17 protein-coding genes are annotated in these 19,355 nt (G+C 40.3%); 5 read left to right on the top strand and 12 right to left on the bottom strand.

Annotated elements, in window-relative coordinates; translation table 11 throughout:
• The first annotated feature begins 81 nt into the window (after positions 1–81).
• The 3 genes from ACN9MR_RS23835 to ACN9MR_RS23825 are packed head-to-tail and all read left to right on the top strand — an operon-like array spanning position 82 to position 7,744.
• Positions 82–6,042, top strand: coding sequence for a PKD domain-containing protein (locus ACN9MR_RS23835; protein WP_426326981.1), 5,961 nt, complete (start codon positions 82–84; stop codon positions 6,040–6,042).
• A complete protein-coding gene (locus tag ACN9MR_RS23830) occupies positions 6,039–7,061 on the top strand; it encodes a PorP/SprF family type IX secretion system membrane protein (protein WP_426326980.1) in 1,023 nt (340 codons plus the stop codon). Before ACN9MR_RS23835 ends, ACN9MR_RS23830 begins: the two co-directional genes overlap by 4 nt.
• A 23-nt stretch (positions 7,062–7,084) precedes the next feature.
• The gene (locus ACN9MR_RS23825) at positions 7,085–7,744 is read left to right on the top strand and encodes an MgtC/SapB family protein (RefSeq protein WP_426326979.1); all 660 of its coding nucleotides are present in this window, start codon (positions 7,085–7,087) and stop codon (positions 7,742–7,744) included.
• Here ACN9MR_RS23825 and ACN9MR_RS23820 read toward each other — a convergent pair.
• Positions 7,725–8,216: an RDD family protein gene (locus ACN9MR_RS23820; protein ID WP_426326978.1), complete on the bottom strand. Its 492-nt coding sequence runs from the start codon at positions 8,214–8,216 to the stop codon at positions 7,725–7,727. The two genes, ACN9MR_RS23825 and ACN9MR_RS23820, sit on opposite strands and share 20 nt — an antisense overlap.
• Before the next feature lie 110 nt (positions 8,217–8,326).
• On the opposite strand from ACN9MR_RS23820, the gene ACN9MR_RS23815 reads away from it, so the two are divergent.
• The gene (locus ACN9MR_RS23815; RefSeq protein ID WP_426326977.1) at positions 8,327–9,754 is read left to right on the top strand and encodes an L-serine ammonia-lyase; all 1,428 of its coding nucleotides are present in this window, start codon (positions 8,327–8,329) and stop codon (positions 9,752–9,754) included.
• A gap of 110 nt (positions 9,755–9,864) precedes the next feature.
• A complete protein-coding gene (locus ACN9MR_RS23810) occupies positions 9,865–11,058 on the top strand; it encodes an aminopeptidase C (RefSeq protein WP_426326976.1) in 1,194 nt (397 codons plus the stop codon).
• A 280-nt stretch (positions 11,059–11,338) separates the two neighbouring features.
• Here ACN9MR_RS23810 and ACN9MR_RS23805 read toward each other — a convergent pair whose 3' ends face one another.
• The 11 genes from ACN9MR_RS23805 to ACN9MR_RS23755 all read right to left on the bottom strand — a co-directional run bounded on the left by ACN9MR_RS23805 (position 11,339) and on the right by ACN9MR_RS23755 (position 19,341).
• Positions 11,339–12,250, bottom strand: a complete 912-nt coding sequence (locus ACN9MR_RS23805) for an AEC family transporter (protein WP_426326975.1) — start codon at positions 12,248–12,250, stop codon at positions 11,339–11,341.
• A gap of 69 nt (positions 12,251–12,319) precedes the next feature.
• Positions 12,320–13,540, bottom strand: a complete 1,221-nt coding sequence (locus tag ACN9MR_RS23800) for a DEAD/DEAH box helicase (protein WP_057933211.1) — start codon at positions 13,538–13,540, stop codon at positions 12,320–12,322.
• A 182-nt stretch (positions 13,541–13,722) separates the two neighbouring features.
• Entirely contained in the window at positions 13,723–14,172 is a 450-nt protein-coding gene (locus ACN9MR_RS23795; RefSeq protein ID WP_426326974.1) for an Hsp20/alpha crystallin family protein, read from the bottom strand.
• A 54-nt stretch (positions 14,173–14,226) separates the two neighbouring features.
• Positions 14,227–14,619, bottom strand: a complete 393-nt coding sequence (locus ACN9MR_RS23790) for a hypothetical protein (RefSeq protein WP_426326973.1) — start codon at positions 14,617–14,619, stop codon at positions 14,227–14,229.
• Between the two features lie 4 nt (positions 14,620–14,623).
• A complete protein-coding gene (locus ACN9MR_RS23785; RefSeq protein WP_426326972.1) occupies positions 14,624–14,857 on the bottom strand; it encodes a hypothetical protein in 234 nt (77 codons plus the stop codon).
• A 5-nt stretch (positions 14,858–14,862) separates the two neighbouring features.
• Positions 14,863–15,129 (bottom strand): hypothetical protein, encoded by a 267-nt coding sequence (locus tag ACN9MR_RS23780; protein WP_426326971.1) that lies wholly within the window; start codon positions 15,127–15,129, stop codon positions 14,863–14,865.
• Between the two features lie 271 nt (positions 15,130–15,400).
• Positions 15,401–15,754 carry a hypothetical protein gene (locus ACN9MR_RS23775; RefSeq protein WP_207908390.1) on the bottom strand — a complete coding sequence of 118 codons (354 nt, stop codon included), beginning with the start codon at positions 15,752–15,754 and terminating at the stop codon, positions 15,401–15,403.
• A gap of 10 nt (positions 15,755–15,764) precedes the next feature.
• The gene (locus tag ACN9MR_RS23770; protein ID WP_057933206.1) at positions 15,765–16,316 is read right to left on the bottom strand and encodes an RNA polymerase sigma factor; all 552 of its coding nucleotides are present in this window, start codon (positions 16,314–16,316) and stop codon (positions 15,765–15,767) included.
• Between the two features lie 113 nt (positions 16,317–16,429).
• Complete coding sequence (locus ACN9MR_RS23765; RefSeq protein WP_426326970.1) at positions 16,430–17,365, bottom strand: ketopantoate reductase family protein; 936 nt, start codon at positions 17,363–17,365, stop codon at positions 16,430–16,432.
• A gap of 24 nt (positions 17,366–17,389) precedes the next feature.
• Entirely contained in the window at positions 17,390–18,325 is a 936-nt protein-coding gene (locus ACN9MR_RS23760) for a TolB family protein (protein WP_426326969.1), read from the bottom strand.
• Between the two features lie 254 nt (positions 18,326–18,579).
• Positions 18,580–19,341: a DUF4197 domain-containing protein gene (locus tag ACN9MR_RS23755; protein WP_426326968.1), complete on the bottom strand. Its 762-nt coding sequence runs from the start codon at positions 19,339–19,341 to the stop codon at positions 18,580–18,582.
• Positions 19,342–19,355 lie beyond the last annotated feature (14 nt).

Genomic DNA, 19,355 nt, shown 5'->3' with positions numbered 1-19,355 from the left:
ATCTCTGAGATTTGATTAAAGCAAGGTTCACTAACAAAGCTTCCAGAACGCAATAAAATCATTCCCTAGTGTTAGAGATTTATGAAGATTCGTTGTAAAAGGAAATGGCTTTCTTTTGTCCTGCTTTTTGGGGCATTTTTGTTCACGTCGAATGTTTTCGCGCAGGTAACCATTGGCACAGTAGACCCAGGACCATATACACCGGGCAGTACCATTGCCGTTCCTTTTAAAGTACCAACCAGTTGCATATCACAGGGAAATCAATTTCAACTCTATTTATCAGATCAAAACGGCGATTTCACTACAGAAACGCTTATCGGTAATTATGTTGGTTTTTATAGCACCTATATAAACGGATTACTCCCTACAGGCCTTACACCCGGTACAGGCTATCGCGTTCGGGTAAAAACTACCTCTCCGGCCACAGCAAGCAACCCTTCTACCCCTTTTGAGGTTAAGACAGGAGCTGCTGTTGAAGCAAAATTAACATCAACATTATTAAATGCAACAAACGACGAAACTTTTGGCACCTGCACCAGTAAACCCAATAATTCGTTCTTTCTAAAAAACGAGTCTACAGCGAACAGTTCAGTTACTGCGGCAATAACCGATGAAGTAAACGGAGGTGCACCATCCCAAATCACCTTTCCTACAGCAATACAACCTTTCACCGCTCAACAGGCACATTATACCCTTTATACCAAAGCCGTGATGCCAGATGGTTCGGTTGCAACAAAAGCATATCTGCTAATAAACAATAAAGCGATAACGGCCTTTGGCAACACCGGAAATGCGGCATTATGTTTACCTACAGCCAATTTTACCTTTAATGTAGATGTTTCTTCAAGTTCGGGAATTCAAAACAATTTCCCTGGAGATATTTATACCATTACATGGGGTGATCAGACTACCACTATCCACACCCTTTGCGAAATTATTGCCAACGGTGGAAAGGTAACACATCTTTATAGCAGATCGTCTTGTGGAAGTGTTTCCACGTCAAGTGCAGGAACAATTTACAATGCCTTTGATGTATCCATCAGGGTATCGAATGCTTTCTGTACTACCATGGGTACACCCGTTTCTTCCTCCGCTAAAGTTGTGGTAAAACCGATAAATTCATTTGTTTTTAATACGCCAAGCTGTACCAATACAGATGTTACGTTTGTTAACACTTCTGTTTTAGGCGAAAATCCAACCACCAATACACCTGGATGTACACCCAATAACATCACCTATAACTGGTATGTTGATGGTGTGATCATAGAGTCTGACAAGCCAAAATCATATAATTTTGTATACAAGTTTCTTACGCATGGAGAACATACCATTACACTGGCAGCCAAGAATATTTCGACCGATTGCGATCCAGATCCTGTAGATATGAAAATATGTATTCAAGATCCGCCGAAGCCAGCATTTAGTTTACCATCTACCACCATCTGCTCAGGAACAATATTAAAAGCTTCCGATCTTTCAGTTTTAGATAATATTTGCGATGCAGCCAACAGTTACTTTTGGTCGGTTTCGCCTGCGGTTGGTTTTACAGGAGGCACAAGTGAAACAAGTAAAGAACCTGAGTTCAATTTCACCAGTCCAGGTACCTACACCATCACCTTAAATATTACTACGCCATCTTGCGGCGTAGTTGCAAGTCCGCCACAAACTGTTGTGGTAAATGAAAGTCCGGTAGCTACACTATCACCTGATATCACATTGTGTAATCTCGCTACTTACGATTTTAACAATACCACAACCGGGCCAACCCAAACATTAATAACTGGCACTACAAAAGATTTACCCGATAGTTATACCTGGACAGTTTCACCATCAGGATCGGGCATCTATAGCTTTACTAGCGGCACAACCGCCAATTCTAAATATCCATCGATAAAATTCGATAGTTACGATACTTATACCGTAACTGTTGTACACAAAAACAATTGTGGTACTGCCAGCGATACCCAAATCCTAACCTTCAGTACGGCCCCCGTAATTAGTGCGGGTCCAGATCAAAATATCTGTTTTAACGACCCTAGTTTTACACTTAACGGAACCATAACCGGCGCGACCACTACGCAAACCTGGATAGGAGGTTTAGGAACATTTACACCTGGCAGAAATGATTTAAACGCAACCTACATACCAACAGCAGCCGAAAAAACAGCGGGTACGGTTACTTTACGGTTAAGGGTTACTACTGCACTGGCCGCCCCCTGCAACCAGATTGATGATGATATCATTCTTAAAATAAAACCCAATATCAGTTTAACGAGCGTAGCAGCTAAAACCATCTGTACAGGTAATAGCGTTGCATATACCCCAACTTCTGCAGTAGCGGGCGTAACCTACACCTGGACAGCTACCGGAACCACGACTGCAACTGGCTATACAACCAGCGGAAGCGGGCCCATTAACGATATCCTCACCAATACCGATCTTAATGCCGATGCAAGCGTAACTTATATCATCACTCCCCATTTTGATGGCTGCGATGGAACGCCATTTAATTTAGTGGTTACCATTAAACCTAACCCTAGTGTAACACCAACAGTAGCCAATTCGACCATCTGTAATGCCACTTCTTCGGCCATAACCTTAACAACAAACCTAACAGACGTAAACTATACTTATACCAGCGCGATAACCGGAGCAATAACCGGAAATAGCAATAGAGCGGTAGCATCGGCAGGAGCACAGATCAACGATCTTTTAACCAATTCAGGCACCACCACAGGTACAGTAACTTATACCATTACACCTGTATCTACAAACGGCTGTCCCGGTCCACCTGCCAGCATTACCATTACGGTTTTGCCAAGCGCAACCCTGCCAAATGCCGGTCCGGATGAAGCGATCTGCAACACCAGCGCTTACACCTTAAAAGGAAATACACCAACAGTTGGCACAGGCAAGTGGACAATCGTTACCGCGCCAACAGCTGTAACTTTTGCTGATGACACACAGGGCAATACAACAATCAATGGTTTACTGGCAGGAAATAGCTATACCCTTAGATGGACAATAAGCGATACCAATTGTTCCACATCCAGCGATGATGTTCAGATTACGGTTAACCCGCTCAGTGTTGGTGGCACAACCACTGGCGACGTAAATGTATGTGCGGGTGCAAATGGCGGAAACATCAATTTAACGGGGCAGGTTGGAAATATTATCCGCTGGGAAAGATCTATCGATAACGGAGTTAACTGGTCTACAATTACCTCAACAGCAAATCCATATGTATTTTCTAACCTCACTATAAGCACGCAGTACCGCGCAGTAGTACAAAGTGGTAGTTGTGCAGAAGCCGTATCAACCGTAAGCACAATCACTGTAAATCCGGGTACTGTTGCAGCAAACGCAGGCGTAGATCAAAACTTGTGCAGTGGAAATGGCATTACTTTAAATGGCAATAATCCCACACCTAATAGCGGTATGTGGACTTTAACATCAGCACAAGCAGGCATTACCATAACGAACCCTGCACTGTACAACACTACCGTTACTGGTTTGGTACCAGGGCAAACTTATACCTTCAGGTGGACTATTTCTGGTTTCAATGGCTGCCCTCCATCTGTAGATGATGTAACGGTTACCTATTACTCACCTGTTACCAATAATATTGGGCCATCATCAGTACCAGTTTGTGCCGGACAAAGTATCACCATTACGGGCGATACCCCAACAGGCGGAACAGGAACATTCGCTTACCAATGGCAAAGCAGTGCTGATGGAAATACCTGGAGCAATGTTCCTTCGGCCATTAATAAAGATTTAAGTCTAATTGTAAGCACCTCAACCTATTTCAGAAGATTGGTGAACAGCACCATCTGTACTTCAATTAGTAATTCGTTACAAATTACAGTTTTGCCAGGTCTAACCAACAATACCATTTCTGCCGATCAAAACATCTGTATCGGCGCAGCTGCTGCAGCTTTAACTGGTGCGGTACCGAGTGGTGGCAGCGGAACTTATGTGTACCAATGGCAATCGAGCTTAAATGGAACAGCCTGGAGCGATGTATTGGGTGCGAACAGTGTAAACTTTACACCACCAACACCAACTATAAGCATTTATTACCGTCGATCGGTAGCCAGCGGCCCTTGCAGTAACAACTTAAGTAACCAGATTAAGATAACGGTTAATCCACATGCCCAGGCAGAAATTACCTATAATAAAAATGTTGGCTGTGCCCCTTTTATTCTAGATGCAAACAATATTGCTGCAACATTATATCCCGATAGAAACAGTGTTTATACCTGGTTTGCCAACAATGTACAAATCGGCATAGGATCAACATTTCCGGGTTACACCATCATGAATGGTAACGAAAGCGTAACCATAAAACTCGTTGTTACCAGTAGTTTGGGCTGTAATACGGATGAAAAAAGTGAGGTATTTAGCACGCTTCCAGTAATTACGCCTTCTTTTACTCCAAGTATATCTGAAGGCTGCGGCCCGCTTAATAATGTTACTTTTACCAATACCACGACTCCACTTACCGGCGCAACATTTAAATGGATTTTCGGCAATGGACAAACATCAACTTTAGCCCAACCACCAGCTCAAACTTTTTTGGCAGACCCAACCGGAAAAGACATTGTTTATGAAGTTACCCTAGAAACCACCACACCATGTGGTCCTCCAATTATCAAAACCGCAAAAGTTATCGTGCATGCAAAACCTGTTGCTATATTTTCTCCTGATAAGACCACTGGATGTTCTGAATTACTGGTAAACTTTATAAATACTGGACCCGAAAGTGCTGGCACAACCTATACCTACAATTTTGGGGATGGTACCACTTCAGATCCTCTTACTGATAGGAGCACAATAAGCCATACTTTCAAGACACTCGTAGTAAAGGACTTTATTGTGAATATGACAGCTAAGAATAGCTGTGGCGAGGCAAATGCAATTCCAGTTGTAATCAGGGTTTCGCCAAATAATATCATGCCCGCCCTAGTGGTAAATGGTAATGAGAAAAAAGGTTGCGCCCCTTGGACTGTAAATTTTTTAAATAACACCAGTGGGGCAAGTCGCTTCATTTATACCATTACTAATGAAGATTCTGGAGAAGCCCCTGTCCTGATCTCGACCACCAGTACAGGTGTTTTTCCTTACACTTTCTTTAAACCAGGACGATATACCATCAGACTAGATGCGGAAAATGATTGTTCCAAAAATTTTGCCACAGAAACCGTAACGGTTTTGGAATCGCCAACAGCCGATTTTACAGCAGATAAGACAGTAGGCTGTACCAATCTTATTGTTAAATTTAAAAACAACAGTAAAGGTGCAATAGCCTACACTTGGGATTTTGGCGATGGTTCTCCAAAATCAAATGAATTTGAACCACAGCATACCTTTTCCAGTTCAGGAATAAATTATACCGTTACCCTAACGACTTCTGGTACTGAATGCAGCACTCCTGTAAGTAAAACCGATTTTATCCACATTGTTGCGCCACCAGTGGCCACATTCACCGTTAGTCCCGGGAACGAAGTATCTATTCCCAACTATTCATTTGCTTTTAAAGATATCAGTACCGATGCCGTAAGCTGGGAATGGACTTTTGGTGATGGATCTGGATCAACCTTACAAAACCCAAACCATACTTATGCCAACGAAGGCACTTATACTGTAACCCTGAAAGTGCTGAACAAAGAAGGTTGTTCCTCTAGCACTTTCCAATCAGTTCGGATTATTGGTGTGCCGGGTTACTTAAATATCCCCAATTCATTTATGCCCGCAAGCGCAAAAAATGAGATTAAAATCTTTAAAGCAAAAGGTCGCGGCATAAAAGAATGGAACATGTCTGTTTTTAATAAATGGGGACAATTACTTTGGGAAACTACTAAACTGGATGATGGTGCACCGCTGGAGGGCTGGGACGGCACTTATAAAGGACAGGAACAGCCGCAAGGTGTTTATTACTGGAAAGTAGATATAAAATTTATTAATGGCAGCGATTGGAAAGGAATGACTTACGATTCATCCCCTCCAAAGAAAACGGGTGTAATATATTTAATAAGATGATGATGAGAGGGATAATATTATTTTGGTTTGCGTTAGTGTTGCCGTTAATGATTTCGGCGCAAGACCACATTTATTCGCAGTTTTACAATGCTCCTGTTTATTTAAATCCAGCTTTAACAGGTCAGTTTGAGGGCGACATTAGGTTTAATGCTTTATACCGCAACCAATGGACGGGTTTAGCAAGTGATTTTTCATACATGAGTGCTTCTGGCGACCTTAATCTACGGAGACTAAACAGTGGCATTGGAATAATTTTTAACCGTAGCAGCGAGGGCACAGCCTATCTGGTAAAGAATAATATTGCTGTAAGTTATGCTTACATTATCGGGGGAGACAACTTTGCCCTTTCATTTGGATTACAGGGTGGCATCACTAACCAAAAGCTAAACTGGGATAAACTTGTTTTTGGCGATCAGATCGACATCAACACGGGCTATATTCCTGGTAGTATTTCTGGCGCCGAAAGGCCAAGTGTGGATAGCCGGTATTATTTCGATTCAAATGCAGGGGCCAACCTGGTGGTGGGAAAATTTATGATGGGATTAGCGGTACATCACCTTAACCGTCCGGATGAATCCTTATCGGGTTTTCAGGCCAAGTTGCCGATGCGTATCTCAGGCAATTTAAGCTACAAGTTAACCCTGGTGCCAGATGAGTACGATCGCGATGGGAATTACCTCATTCCATCCATTGTTGCCTACAAGCAGGGCAACGTAAAATCGTTCAGTGCAGGTATGCAATATAAATATGCGGGCATAAACGCAGGTATATGGTACCGCAATGATGGCAATTCGAATGGAAATGATGCGATTGTGTTTTCTGTAATCTTCGATATTTTTAACCGTAGAACAAACGGCGAAAAATTCAGGCTAGGCATCAGTCACGATGCTACAACCTCTAAAATCAACTATACCAATACTGGCGGAACATCCGAAATTGGTGTGGGTTATGAAAAATATTTTCCAAATAGTTCGAATGGTGGCAGGGCAAATGGCCTAAGATGTTACGATTTTTATTAATTTGCCTTTGATAATTCAAAGCGATGAACGAGATCATAGACCAAAGCCATTTCATTACACAAAGTGAAATCAATAAATTTCTATTGGCTACCCTGCTTTGTGGCATAATCGGCGCAGAACGAGAATACAGAAGTAAATCTGCCGGACTCAAGACCATGATGATGATTGGTTTGGGTGCCACCCTATTTACCATCCTGTCCATTAAAATCGGGCCAACCAGTCAAGACCGCATTGCCTCGAACATTGTTACTGGAATCGGTTTCTTAGGCGCAGGGGTAATTTTCAAAGAAGAAAACCGTGTTAAAGGGCTCACCACCGCCTGTATCATCTGGATTGTTGCTGCAATTGGAATGGCTGTAGGCTCAGGTTATTACGAACAAGCTATAGGGGTTACCATTGTGGTTTTATTGGCGCTGATTATTTTCCCCTTTTTAGAAGAAATTGGCGACCGTCGTTTTACCAAAAGGCTTTACCGCATTGTTAAAAGACAGCATTCACATGGCGACGTAGAAAGCTATGAAGACGTTTTCCGCGATAGCAAACTTAAACCGCAACGAGGGAAACACCAATTGGTAGACAATATTATCACTGGAAACTGGACGGCAACGGGAACGCCCAAAAACCATCAGAAATTTGTAGACCGTATGCTTAAAGATGATGACATTATAGAGTTTGATTTTTAACCGGGTCGAACAAACCTACCCTTTGGGTTTGTAAGGCCAGTTTTTTCTCGTCAACCACCATCGTGTCCGACCAGCGGTCGTGCCAGGGATCACAGGGATTACTGAGGCCGCTAATTGCATTAAAAGGGATCACGCGGATCATATTTCGCGTAAATGCTTTTTGAAAATCGATCTCGCTACCATTTAAATTTACTGCCTTTGTTCCTGTAATGAGTTTCCCGATTGATTTCCCATGTGAAACAGCTTCTATTAAACTCATAATAAAGCCATAACAAACCATAGCGATCAATCGGTCTAAAAGATCATTAATTCCATCTAAAATTCCAGGAAGTAAAATTCCTATACAGATGTAAATGCCAAAAAGAATGATGTAAAAGACAATTAAGTCAATGATATAATTGGCGAGTCTTTTGCCAGAGCTGGCGCGACAGTATTCTAAATCAATTTCTTGATAGTTGTTGTTGAAGTCCATTTTAGAGCCTTTAAATTAGATCTTTCTAAGGTAAAATATTTTCACCACGGGCCAAAATTAATTTATTCAAAATCATAAAACAATCATAGCTTTGTGTAACTATATTCATAATGATCAAGGAACAAATTTCAGTTTTCGATATTTTTAAAATAGGCATAGGCCCATCCAGCTCACATACCTTAGGTCCGTGGCGGGCCGCACAACAGTTTACAGCTTCGCTTACCCAAAACAACTTGATTGATGAAATTGAGGGTATAAAAATATTGCTTTATGGTTCGCTTGCCAAAACAGGTAAAGGCCACGGAACCGATGTAGCTATCCTACTCGGTTTAACAGGAGCCGATCCTGTAACTTTTGATGTTGACGCCGTTACCCCTACTTTCGAAAGCATCCAAAGAGACAAGAAATTAAACCTTGCTGATCATTTAATAATCGATTTTGATTATAACGACGACCTGCTTTTCCTTTTTGCCGAAAGTTTACCCTTTCACCCAAATGCAGTTACTTTTCAGGCATTTTTAAAAGATGGAAAAGCATTTTCAGAAACCTATTACTCTATTGGTGGTGGTTTTGTTGTAAAAGAAGGAGAAGACAATAGTAAAAAACCACAGGTAGACCTTCCCTTTCCTGTAGAAAAAGCAAAAGACCTTTTACATTGGTGTTTATCTACAGGTTTAAAGGTGAGTGAAATCGTAATGGAGAACGAACTGGCCTGGCGCACTGAAGCAGAGACAAAAAAAGGCATCCTGCAGCATTTTGCGGTTATGCGCGATTGTATTTATCGCGGATGCCATACCACAGGGTTTTTACCGGGCGGTTTAAACGTGGCGCGAAGGGCATTTCCGCTAAATAAACGATTAATTGGTAAAAGTGAGTATTCAGATTATAATAGCTGGGTAGAAGCCATTAGAAAAGGTGGAAACGGCTTTAATTATACTTTAGACTGGGTAAGCTGTTTCGCGCTGGCTGTTAATGAAGAAAACGCATCTTTTGGTCGTGTGGTAACTGCCCCTACCAATGGTGCCGCAGGGGTAATTCCAGCCGTATTGCAATATTTCATTACCTTTTGCGATGGTTACAGCGAAGAAAAAATCATCCAGTTTATTGCCTGTGCTTCAGAAATAGGCAGTATTTTCAAAAAAGGAGCAACAATATCAGCTGCTATGGGCGGATGTCAGGCCGAAATTGGCGTTTCCTCAGCCATGGCTGCTGCAGCGCTAACGGAGTGTTTAGGCGGTTCACAAAGGCAGGTTTTAATGGCTGCAGAAATTGCCATGGAACATCACTTAGGCTTAACCTGCGATCCGATTGGTGGTTTGGTACAGATCCCTTGTATCGAAAGAAACACCATGGGCGCCATTAAAGCCATCACAGCCAGTCAGCTAGCCCTGCAAAGCAATCCTGATAAGGCAAAAGTAAGTTTAGATGCAGTAGTAAATACCATGTGGGAAACCGCTCTGGATATGAATGCCAAATATAAAGAAACATCAGATGGGGGATTGGCAACCAATATTCCGATCAGTTTGCCAGAATGTTAATTCAACATTGTTGCAATAAAATGACCGGTGTTATTGATTTATTACAAATTTTCCGGCGCCAAATCAACAAGTATTTTTACATTCGCTGAATTATTAATTATTCATAAAAAATGATCAACTACACAAAAATCAGTGTGATTGGCTTGGCTTTGTCGTTATCTATATCGGCGACTTATGCTCAAGACAATCTCGTTAATTCTTTAAAAAACAACCAAAGCGAAAACAGTGCTGCTTCTTTTAAGTTCACTGAAGTGATTAACCTGGCCAATACGCCAGTTCAGAATCAAGGATCTTCAGGTACTTGCTGGAGCTATTCTACCAATTCATTTTTAGAATCAGAAATGATTAAAGCGGGTAAACAGCCCGTAACATTATCTCAGCTTTTTTCGGCCCGTAACGCTTACGTAGAAAAAGGTAAAAATTACGTGCGTATGCATGGTGCGGTTTCATTAGGCGATGGCGGTGCTTTGCACGATGTAATCAACATGTACAGAAAATATGGTGCGGTTCCGCAAGAGGTATATACCGGATTAAATTATGGTACTAAAATCAATAAAACTGCAGAACTTGGCGATATCGAAAAAGGTGTACTAGAAGCGGTTGTAAAGAATGCAAATGGTGAGTTAACCCCAAACTGGTTAAAAGCCTATACTGGTGTAATTGATGCTTATTTAGGTGCTGTACCAGAAAACTTTACCTATAATGGCAAAAAATACACGCCAAAAACTTTCGCTCAGGAAGTAGTGGGTTTAAATGCCGATAACTATGTTGAACTTTCATCATTCAATGATCATCCATTCTATAGCAAATTTACTTTATTAGTGCCTGATAACTGGTCTTTCGATCAGGTTTATAACGTTAAAGTGAACGAGTTAACAGACATCATCGATAACGCTTTAAAAGGTGGTTATACTGTTGCATGGGCTACAGATGTAAGCGAAAAAAACTTCAGCTGGAAAAACGGTGTGGCTTTTGTTCCGCAAACACCTTTCTCAGATATGACCATGAAACAGAAAGCAGATATGTTTAACGGCCCGCAGCCAGAAATGGAAATTACGCAGGAGAACCGCCAACTTGCTTTCGACAACTATCAAACAACCGATGATCATGGTATGCACATTGTTGGTTTAGCCAAAGATCAAACAGGTAAAGAATATTATATCGTTAAAAACTCTTGGGGAGCGACTAACGATTATAAAGGATACTTATATGTAACCAAAAACTACGTAAAATATAAAACAACAGCAATTTTATTAAACAAAGCAGGTATTCCATCTGCAATTTCTAAAAAATTAGCTTTGTAATTAAACCTAAATCATTCAAGGAGCCGCAGAAGAAATTTTGCGGCTTTTTTTGTGGTATTAACCGCAAAGGGCACGAAGGTTTTCGCAAAACCTAATGGTCGTCACCCTGAATTTATTTCAGGGTCTATCCTAGCAAGAAAGATGCTGAAACGAGTTCAGCATGACGATCGTAGTAAGAAATTGTGTTAAAATTGGTCACGGCGGGTAAATGTTAATCAAACTTAAGCGCATAAGACTTCCTCCGCGCTCGCATATTTTGCGGTTAAAAACCGAGATAATTTTAAACCAGCCCTGAATAAGTTAATACCAACCACCATAAACCCGTGGTGATAAAACACAATAAAATTCCGATTCCAACCACCAGATTAGAAAGCTTAGGATTAAGGTTATACTGATCGGCTACCACACCGGCGGTTACCAGTGTTGGCATAGCCATTTCGAAAATCGTTATTTTGGTAATCATTCCATTCATGCCTAAAACAAGTGCCATAACCAAAACTATCAATGGCGCTAAAATCAGTTTATACAATAAAGCAAAGCTGATGTGCTTCAGTTCTTTAAACCAACCGCCAAATTTTAGCTGTAAACCTATTGAAAACAATGCCAACGGGCCAACCGTACCAGCCAGTTTTTCGAATAATGGATCTAATGAAGAAAGGTCAATAAAACGCGGGAGGGTCAACGCTAAAACACAACCAATAAGCGGTGGAAAGGTCATTACTTTTTTCAACACCAATTTCGGGCTTAACTTTTGATTCTGCGAGGAGCGGATGGCTACAATAACACCAATGGTAGATAAAAGCATAAAGGTAACCTGGTCGCAGATAATGGCGACAGCCAGTTCTTTTTCGCTAAAATAAGCCACAATTAAAGGAAACCCTACAAATGAAGTATTACTTAAAGAACTGGTTAGTTTTAAGCCACCAGCAGTGGCTTTGCTAATATTCTGGATGCGACTATACAGGGCAATAAATAACCAACCAAATAGCCAGACACAAATTGGTGCCAGCATAGGAAAGAATAGATCCTTAGTCCAGGTAATGTGGGGTAGATATTTAAAAGAAACTGCCGGTAGTGCGATATAGATAATCCAGGCATTAATGCCTTTGTGCGCATCATTGGGTAGCGATTTGCTTTTTCTGAAAAGAATCCCGGCTAAAATGCATAAACCTATAATAATGAAGTTTGCCATTGTTAGCGTAAAGATAATTTATAAAAGAAAAACGCCAATAAGAAATGTACTTATGGCGTTTTAAATATTTTATACCGAAGGTTTTGGTTTTTTCTTTTTGTTCCAAACCTTTTTCTTGCCCTTATGTTGAGGTCTCTTTTCTTCCACATGGGTAATTTCCATTGCAGCTATACTTTCTGGTAGTGGCATGCGGGGAACTTCCTTCTCGATTAATTTTTCGATGTTATCGAATTTACGCTTATCTCTTCCATTAACCAATGTAATGGCCGTCCCTTTGGTTGCAGCTCTTGCCGTACGGCCAATACGATGTACGTAATCAGCCGGATCGCCAGGAACATCATAATTGATTACCAAGTCGATTCCCTCTACGTCGATTCCGCGGGATAATACATCTGTTCCGATTAAAATTGGCAATCTCCTGTTTTTAAAAGCCAGTAAAATATCTTCGCGTTCTTTCTGCCCTAAGTCGGAGTGAAAAGCTTCGGCTTTAATGCCCAATCCTTTAAAGGTTTTATACAGCGCTTTTACTTTTTCCTTGGTCGAAACGAAAATGATACTGCTTTTGTATTGCCCGCTTTTAAAAATATCGGTTAATAAGGCCTGTTTCTGTTGGTCGTGGATGTTATAGGCTTGTTGATCGATCCCCTCAGCAGGTTTAGCTATTGAAATGGTAATCTGCTTCGGTTCGTGCAAAATCTTACCCGCCATGGTTCTTATTTTCGGTGCCATTGTAGCCGAAAACAAAAGTGTTTGCCTTTTCTTCGGCAGGTAGCTAATAATGCGGATAATATCATCGTAAAAGCCCATATCCAACATTCTATCTGCTTCATCTAAAATTAAATGCTGCAAATGCTCCAATTTTAACACGCCTGAGGATAAATGTGCCATTAGTCTGCCTGGAGTGGCAATAATAATATCTACGCCATCCCGCATAGAACGTTTTTGCTGTTCATAAGCGATACCATCGCCCCCACCGTAAACTGCTAAAGAACTGATATTGGTAAAATAAGCTAAGGCTTCAACCTGTAAATCGATCTGTTGCGCAAGCTCGCGTGTTGGAGCCAGGATTAAAGTATTGTTGTGCCTATCGGCAGCTTTGCTAATTTTATCCATTACGGGTAAAAGGTAGCTGGCCGTTTTTCCTGTACCGGTTTGAGCGCAGGCAATCAGATCATGATTATCTAAAATTACCGGGATGGCTTGTTCTTGTATTGGAGTAGCGCTTTTATACCCCATAGCCATTAAGCCTTCGTATAAATCGGGGTTAAAATTAAAATCGTTAAAATTCAATCTATTGTGTTTATGTCTTTTAGCAAAAGTACCTTAAAATACCGCTAATAGCAAACCGCATTTTAATATCGATATGTTAAATGATTTTGAAAGCCATATGGGCAACGTTTTAGGTGGGATAAAAACAAAAAAGCCCCGATTGTTTATAACAATCGAAGCTTGGAAATTATAATAGACGAAACTTAGTCTACCAGAATATCTTTCTCTGGTGTATTCGTTTCAGGGTTTTTAGGTAGAGTAACCTTCAAAATTCCATCAGCATAACTGGCTGAAATATTTTCTACTAAAACTTTTCCATTTAGGCCAAAAGCTCTTTCAAATGTGCCGTTGCTATATTCTCTGCGACTATACTTTTTAGCTGAATCGCCTTCTTCTTTAGCTTGGTAAGAAATGGTTAATACGTCATCTTTAGTAACCACCTTTAAATTTTCTTTAACCAAAGCTGGTGCAAAAAGCTCAATAATAAAGCTGGTTTCTGTTTCTTCTATATTAGCAGGGACTTTTCTGAAGCCCTGGTTAAACATCGCATGTTTGTGGTGACCGAAAGGACCACCAAAGTGCCTTCCAAATCTTCCTTCTGCACCAAAGCGACTATGCATCTTGCCCGAATGGCATTTATGTTCGTTGTACATTCTGTTTAATTTTAATTGTTATTTATTCTGTTAATTTATCGGCTTAAGCCAATATTAGTTGTAAGCCGCCTGCTCCGTTTTAGGGACACCCAATAGCTGTGTAATAATATTTGCGTAGGGATACGATGGCGAGAAAACAGCGTAATCAAATTTTAAACCCCTTATCTGAACCAAAATATCATCGATAAATTTCATCGGCTCAAGCAATGCGCTGATTAACCCTGATTTAGGTTTCGCTTCTTCATCAATTGCCTTTTTCTCTTGAAAAATATTCAGTTCCTGATTGTAGGCTTTAAAGTCAGCACCGATTTGTTCTATAGGAACTTTAAATTCATCCGAGCTAAAGAAAGTTACCTTCTCTCCCCGGGTAATCAGTTCGTTTGCCATATCTAAAATCGGACTAACATCGGCCTGAGATGGATCGCTTAAAAAAAGTACCTGTGACATAACGTTATCTATTTACTTGGTTTATACTGTCAACAGGACTAATCACGGTATCATCCATTTTTCTGCTGTGGTGACTGTAACTATGGTTTCTATGATGTTCTTGCCGGCAATCATCACGATAATGCCTGTTTTTAAAATCTAACCGGTCGCGGTATCCATTCTGAACGGCCAGTACATTTAAGCTGTAAAAAGTTCCTGCGGCAACAGCCAATGCCAGTAATATTCTAAATGCTCTCATGGCGGTTAATAATTTACGTTAATGTTGTTAACTGTTCCATTGCCTTGTACGGTTGGCCTGTACCATTGGTTATCGATCGGCACAATTGGGTTGTAATGATTCTCGAAACCATTAAAGCGGTTATGGAAATAATGGTGGCGCCTACCGATAAAAATTCTGAACATGAAACCGATCAGCGCGATGGCCAATATAAATTTGAACACAAATGGTATGAAGAAAGCGACTGCGCCAAGTACAATCCCGAATCCTATGGTTTTTAATATTTTTTTCATCTCCTTATAATTTTAAAGCACGGTAATCAATTCACCGTAAATGAGTTGAGTTACCAACACTGTTGTTTTTGTTATTTATATAAGAAGACGGCGCACTTTTATTTTTACTTTAAAATATTTTGATTTTTTTTATTTACTAAGAAATTTCATGCGCTGATGTCATCCTGAGCAGAGTCGAAGGATTTTTCAACGTATTGGTCGGTGAGACACCAACCGATAGAATTAATGACAATAAAAACAAAAAGCCCCGAATTTAATCGAGGCTTCCAAATTATTCCTTATTGCGATGGTGACCCCATCCGCCACACCTCCGTTTATATTCTTCCTTAAATTTTGCCCGCTCCTCTTCATTCATCGAATCCCATTTAGCACGCATTCCCCGGGCGCGTTCACGGAAACCATTATGCCCCCCATGGCCACCTTTATTAAAGTTCCCAAAAAGCAACCGGCACAGCACAAGTAAACCGAGCGCTTGCCAATAATTAAGTTTGCCTGCATGTGCCACCTCAGGTAAAATCCAATTCCATAAAAACATAACCACATAACCCAATACCGCTGCAATAAGCACCGCCACAGGTAAAAAGAAAATAAATTTCTTGCGCCGATTAAAATTTCTATTCATCATGTCTGCAAATTTAATAGTTAATAAATTCCTGATATAAATTTTGTAAACGGTTACGCAGGTGTTTTACCGCATAACCCTTTCTTGATATTAATGTTTTGATATTCTCTCCGCTTTCATCCGCCAGTTCCTGAAAAGTGCGTTCTTCCAATTCGTTCTGAACAAACACATAACGCTGATTCTCCGGTAGTTCTTCCAAGGCCAAAAACAGTTGATCCCAGAATAGCTTTTTTAAACTTTCTTCTTCTGGCGAGTAAGCCTCGGCAAGTAAAATTTCTTTAAAATTGATTTCGCCATCTTCACCCTCGAAAGTGAAATCTTCTAGCGATTCTTCTTTTTGTTTACGGTATTTATCTGTGATCTTATTTCTGGCCACCCGGTATAACCAGCCACTAATCTGCTCGATGGCGCCAGCCTCGGGTTGATTGCTGAGCTGAAACCAAACATCCTGTAAAATATCTTCCGCATCCTCATCTGTATTCACCCTTCCACGGATGAAACTGAATAAGCGCTTACCATAATTGGCAACCGTTGAAATGATATTTTGAGGTTCGTTTGTTGGCACTAAATTTTGCTTAATAACCCAGTAAACGGATGAGACTCAATATTACTTTAAATTTTCCTTACTTTTTTCAGAAAATCGATTTTTTAAATCAAAACAGACTGATTTTTAAAGACTTATAGCGATCCTTTTTTAAGTAATTCTTCGTACAGTTTTTGATAAGTCGGTGCAGCAATACCAAGTTTTTCGGCTTCGCGTACAATGTAGCCTGTTAACGACTCAACTTCTGTCTGCGGTTTTTGATTAAGATAATCGCGGTGCATGGATGAGGTAACCTCGTAGGGCATCGATTTCATTGTATTTAATGTTTTACCCGAAATGTCATCACTAATTGTTACGCCTTTAGCCAGGGCAAGGTTTTTTACTTCTTCAATTAACTTCAGAACAGTTTCAAGGTTCTCTTCCAGTACCTTTCCGATAGGGCAATCGAAATAGGATGTGGAAGTAGCCGTAGGGGAAATAAATATAAATTTTTCCCAGATGGCGGTAGAGATTTTATCCGAAACCGTTACATCGATTCCTGCGTCAAGCATTAAATCTTTCAGATGTAAAACCGCTTCGCTTATTGGTCCATCCATACCAAAAGATAGCTTTTGAATGTTCCCAGAGTTTTCGATTATACCCGGCGATTTAATTTTGGAAACGATAAATGCACAACCTTTTATAACATTTGCTTGGGGCAGGATTTCTAAAATTTCATCACTTGCACTAACGCCATTTAAAAGTGGCAATAATATCGTTCTGTGGTTGATTAAGGGCTTTAACTTTTCGATGGTTTGTTTTAAATCGTAGCTTTTCGTGCAGATTATGATATAATCGGCCACGCCAATTTTATTATAATCATCGGTAGCCAGATATGGCTTAGTTACAAAATTTTCGCTCCCTTTTATTACAGTTAAACCCTGGTTTTGTATCGCCTTTAAATGTTCGCCACGGGCAACAAAAACAACTTCTACATCATTTTCACTGGTGTATTTCTTCGACAGTAAGCCGCCGAAATATCCACCTACGCCACCAATTCCTATAATAACAATTCTTGTTTTATTTAGCATGTTAATCTTAATATGATAAATAGGTTATTTCAATGCACCCGTTGGGTTATTTCCTTTATCCACTACCGTTTTAATATTCCCGTCTAAATCAGAAACATATATTTTGCTATGCGTAAACGGTTTTTCAGCTCCGCTATAAAAAATCCGATCATCGGCAGTAAGAAAAACATAAGGAACGTTTATACCTTTTGGAGAAATACGCGTCACTTTTTTACTGGCCAGATCTAAAACATAAACTGCTTCGCTCGGTCCAGTTAATCCATCCAAAACATCGGCATTCCCTGCATTAAAGATTAGTTTCGTTCCGTTTTTTGTATAAAAGAAACGGTTGCTACTTGCTATGGAAAATTCTTTCCCGATCAAATCGGCTATCAATTTGGTATCGATTAACTTTCCACTACGATTAAAGGTGTAAAGCTTGGTAAGATCCTGTCCGACAATTTCCCTTTCATTTTTCCAGGTTGGGGCATAAACATTTATTTTAGATGCACTATCGAGCATCACATATCCCGAGTTATCGGTTTTTATAACGCCTATCTTCCATAGGTTTTTACTGTTAAAAATATTGAAAGCGATCGCACCTCCGTCAGGCGACCACATGGCCTGATAATAATTATGGCTATTTACCTGCAATTTTCCCTGGCTCTTGTTTTCCATATCGGCAACCCAAATAGATCTGTTCCCGGCAGAATCGCTCAGGGTATATGCCAGTTTATTTCCATCAGGAGAAATTGCCGGATCGGTAGCACCGCCGAACGAAATCTGTTTCATGGTATCGATACTCGTGGCTACAATTTTATCTCCATCTTGATAGGCCAGCGCGAAATTTTTACTGCTTAAAGAAACAGTATCTAAAACAGCTTTAGCATTTTCTGCCTCGGATTTATTGCTATTGCAGGCGGTTATTGTAATTGAAATTACAATACAAGCAAAGGCAAATGGTTTGTTGAACTTCATCATGTGCAATTTTACAAATAGTTTTCGTTTCTGTTATTCAGGACACCTTGCAGAAGCTATATTTTACTTAATACAAACTTTGTGCAGGTCGATTTTATCCTTCGCTATGGTTCCTGTTCCCCACGAAGCCACAATCAATACCTACACTTAAATCTAATTCGATCTGTGAGATACAGACCAAGGAAGAAGGACACAAACCGTGGCAATTGATTTCTTTCCGCCGTGGTTCGTGTTCTCATGAACCAAAATTAAACAGATTAAATCTTTTTCTTGTCTGCGTAACCAAATACTTTTTGCAATAATGTGGTGCTTCTTGAGCTGAAGTTGCTCCTGATCTTGAGTTCTTCCTTTGCCACTTCAATAAATAAACCATCTATTGCTTTTTGGGTAACGTATTCGGTTAAGTTGGTATTTACGGGTTTAACCAAAGGCAAACGGTTATATTGTGTTGTTAAATCACTGTAATACCTGGTGGCATTTACTTTATTTAAACTTGTGGTTACAATGGGGCTAAATTTTTGCATCAGCTGGGAAGTAGTTACCCTTTTAAAATATTCTGTTGCTGCGTCTTTATTACCTAACAGGATATTAGTCGCATCGGTTAAAGTCATCTGTTTAATGGCTGATATAAAAATGGGCTTTGCTTCGGTAGCAGCATCTTCTGCGGCACGGTTTAAGCTTACAATCACATTATCGCAAAGTTTGTTCAAACCTATGCCGCGTAATGTTCTTTCAACCTTTTGTGCTTCAGGAGGCATCAAAATTTTAACGGCCAGATTGCCTAAAAAGCCATCTTTAAGCGAAAGCCTGTCAGCACCTGCAGAAACACCAATTTGCAGTGCTTCCTTAATCCCCTGTCCTATTTCAAAAGTAGATGGCGTTCCGGTAGCAGCTGTGGTAGTGCCCTGTTTTTCGGTTACTTTTTTAAATATATCGCTCAGTTTAATCTGTGCGCTAACATTTAGGCTTGCAAATACCAGTATAGCTAGTGATGCCGATAAAATATTGATCTTTTTCATTTTTGTGTGTTTAA

The organism is Pedobacter sp. R-06, from assembly GCF_049913135.1.
Taxonomy (GTDB): Bacteria; Bacteroidota; Bacteroidia; order Sphingobacteriales; family Sphingobacteriaceae; genus Pedobacter.
This window is presented reverse-complemented; position numbering and strand designations above follow the sequence as displayed.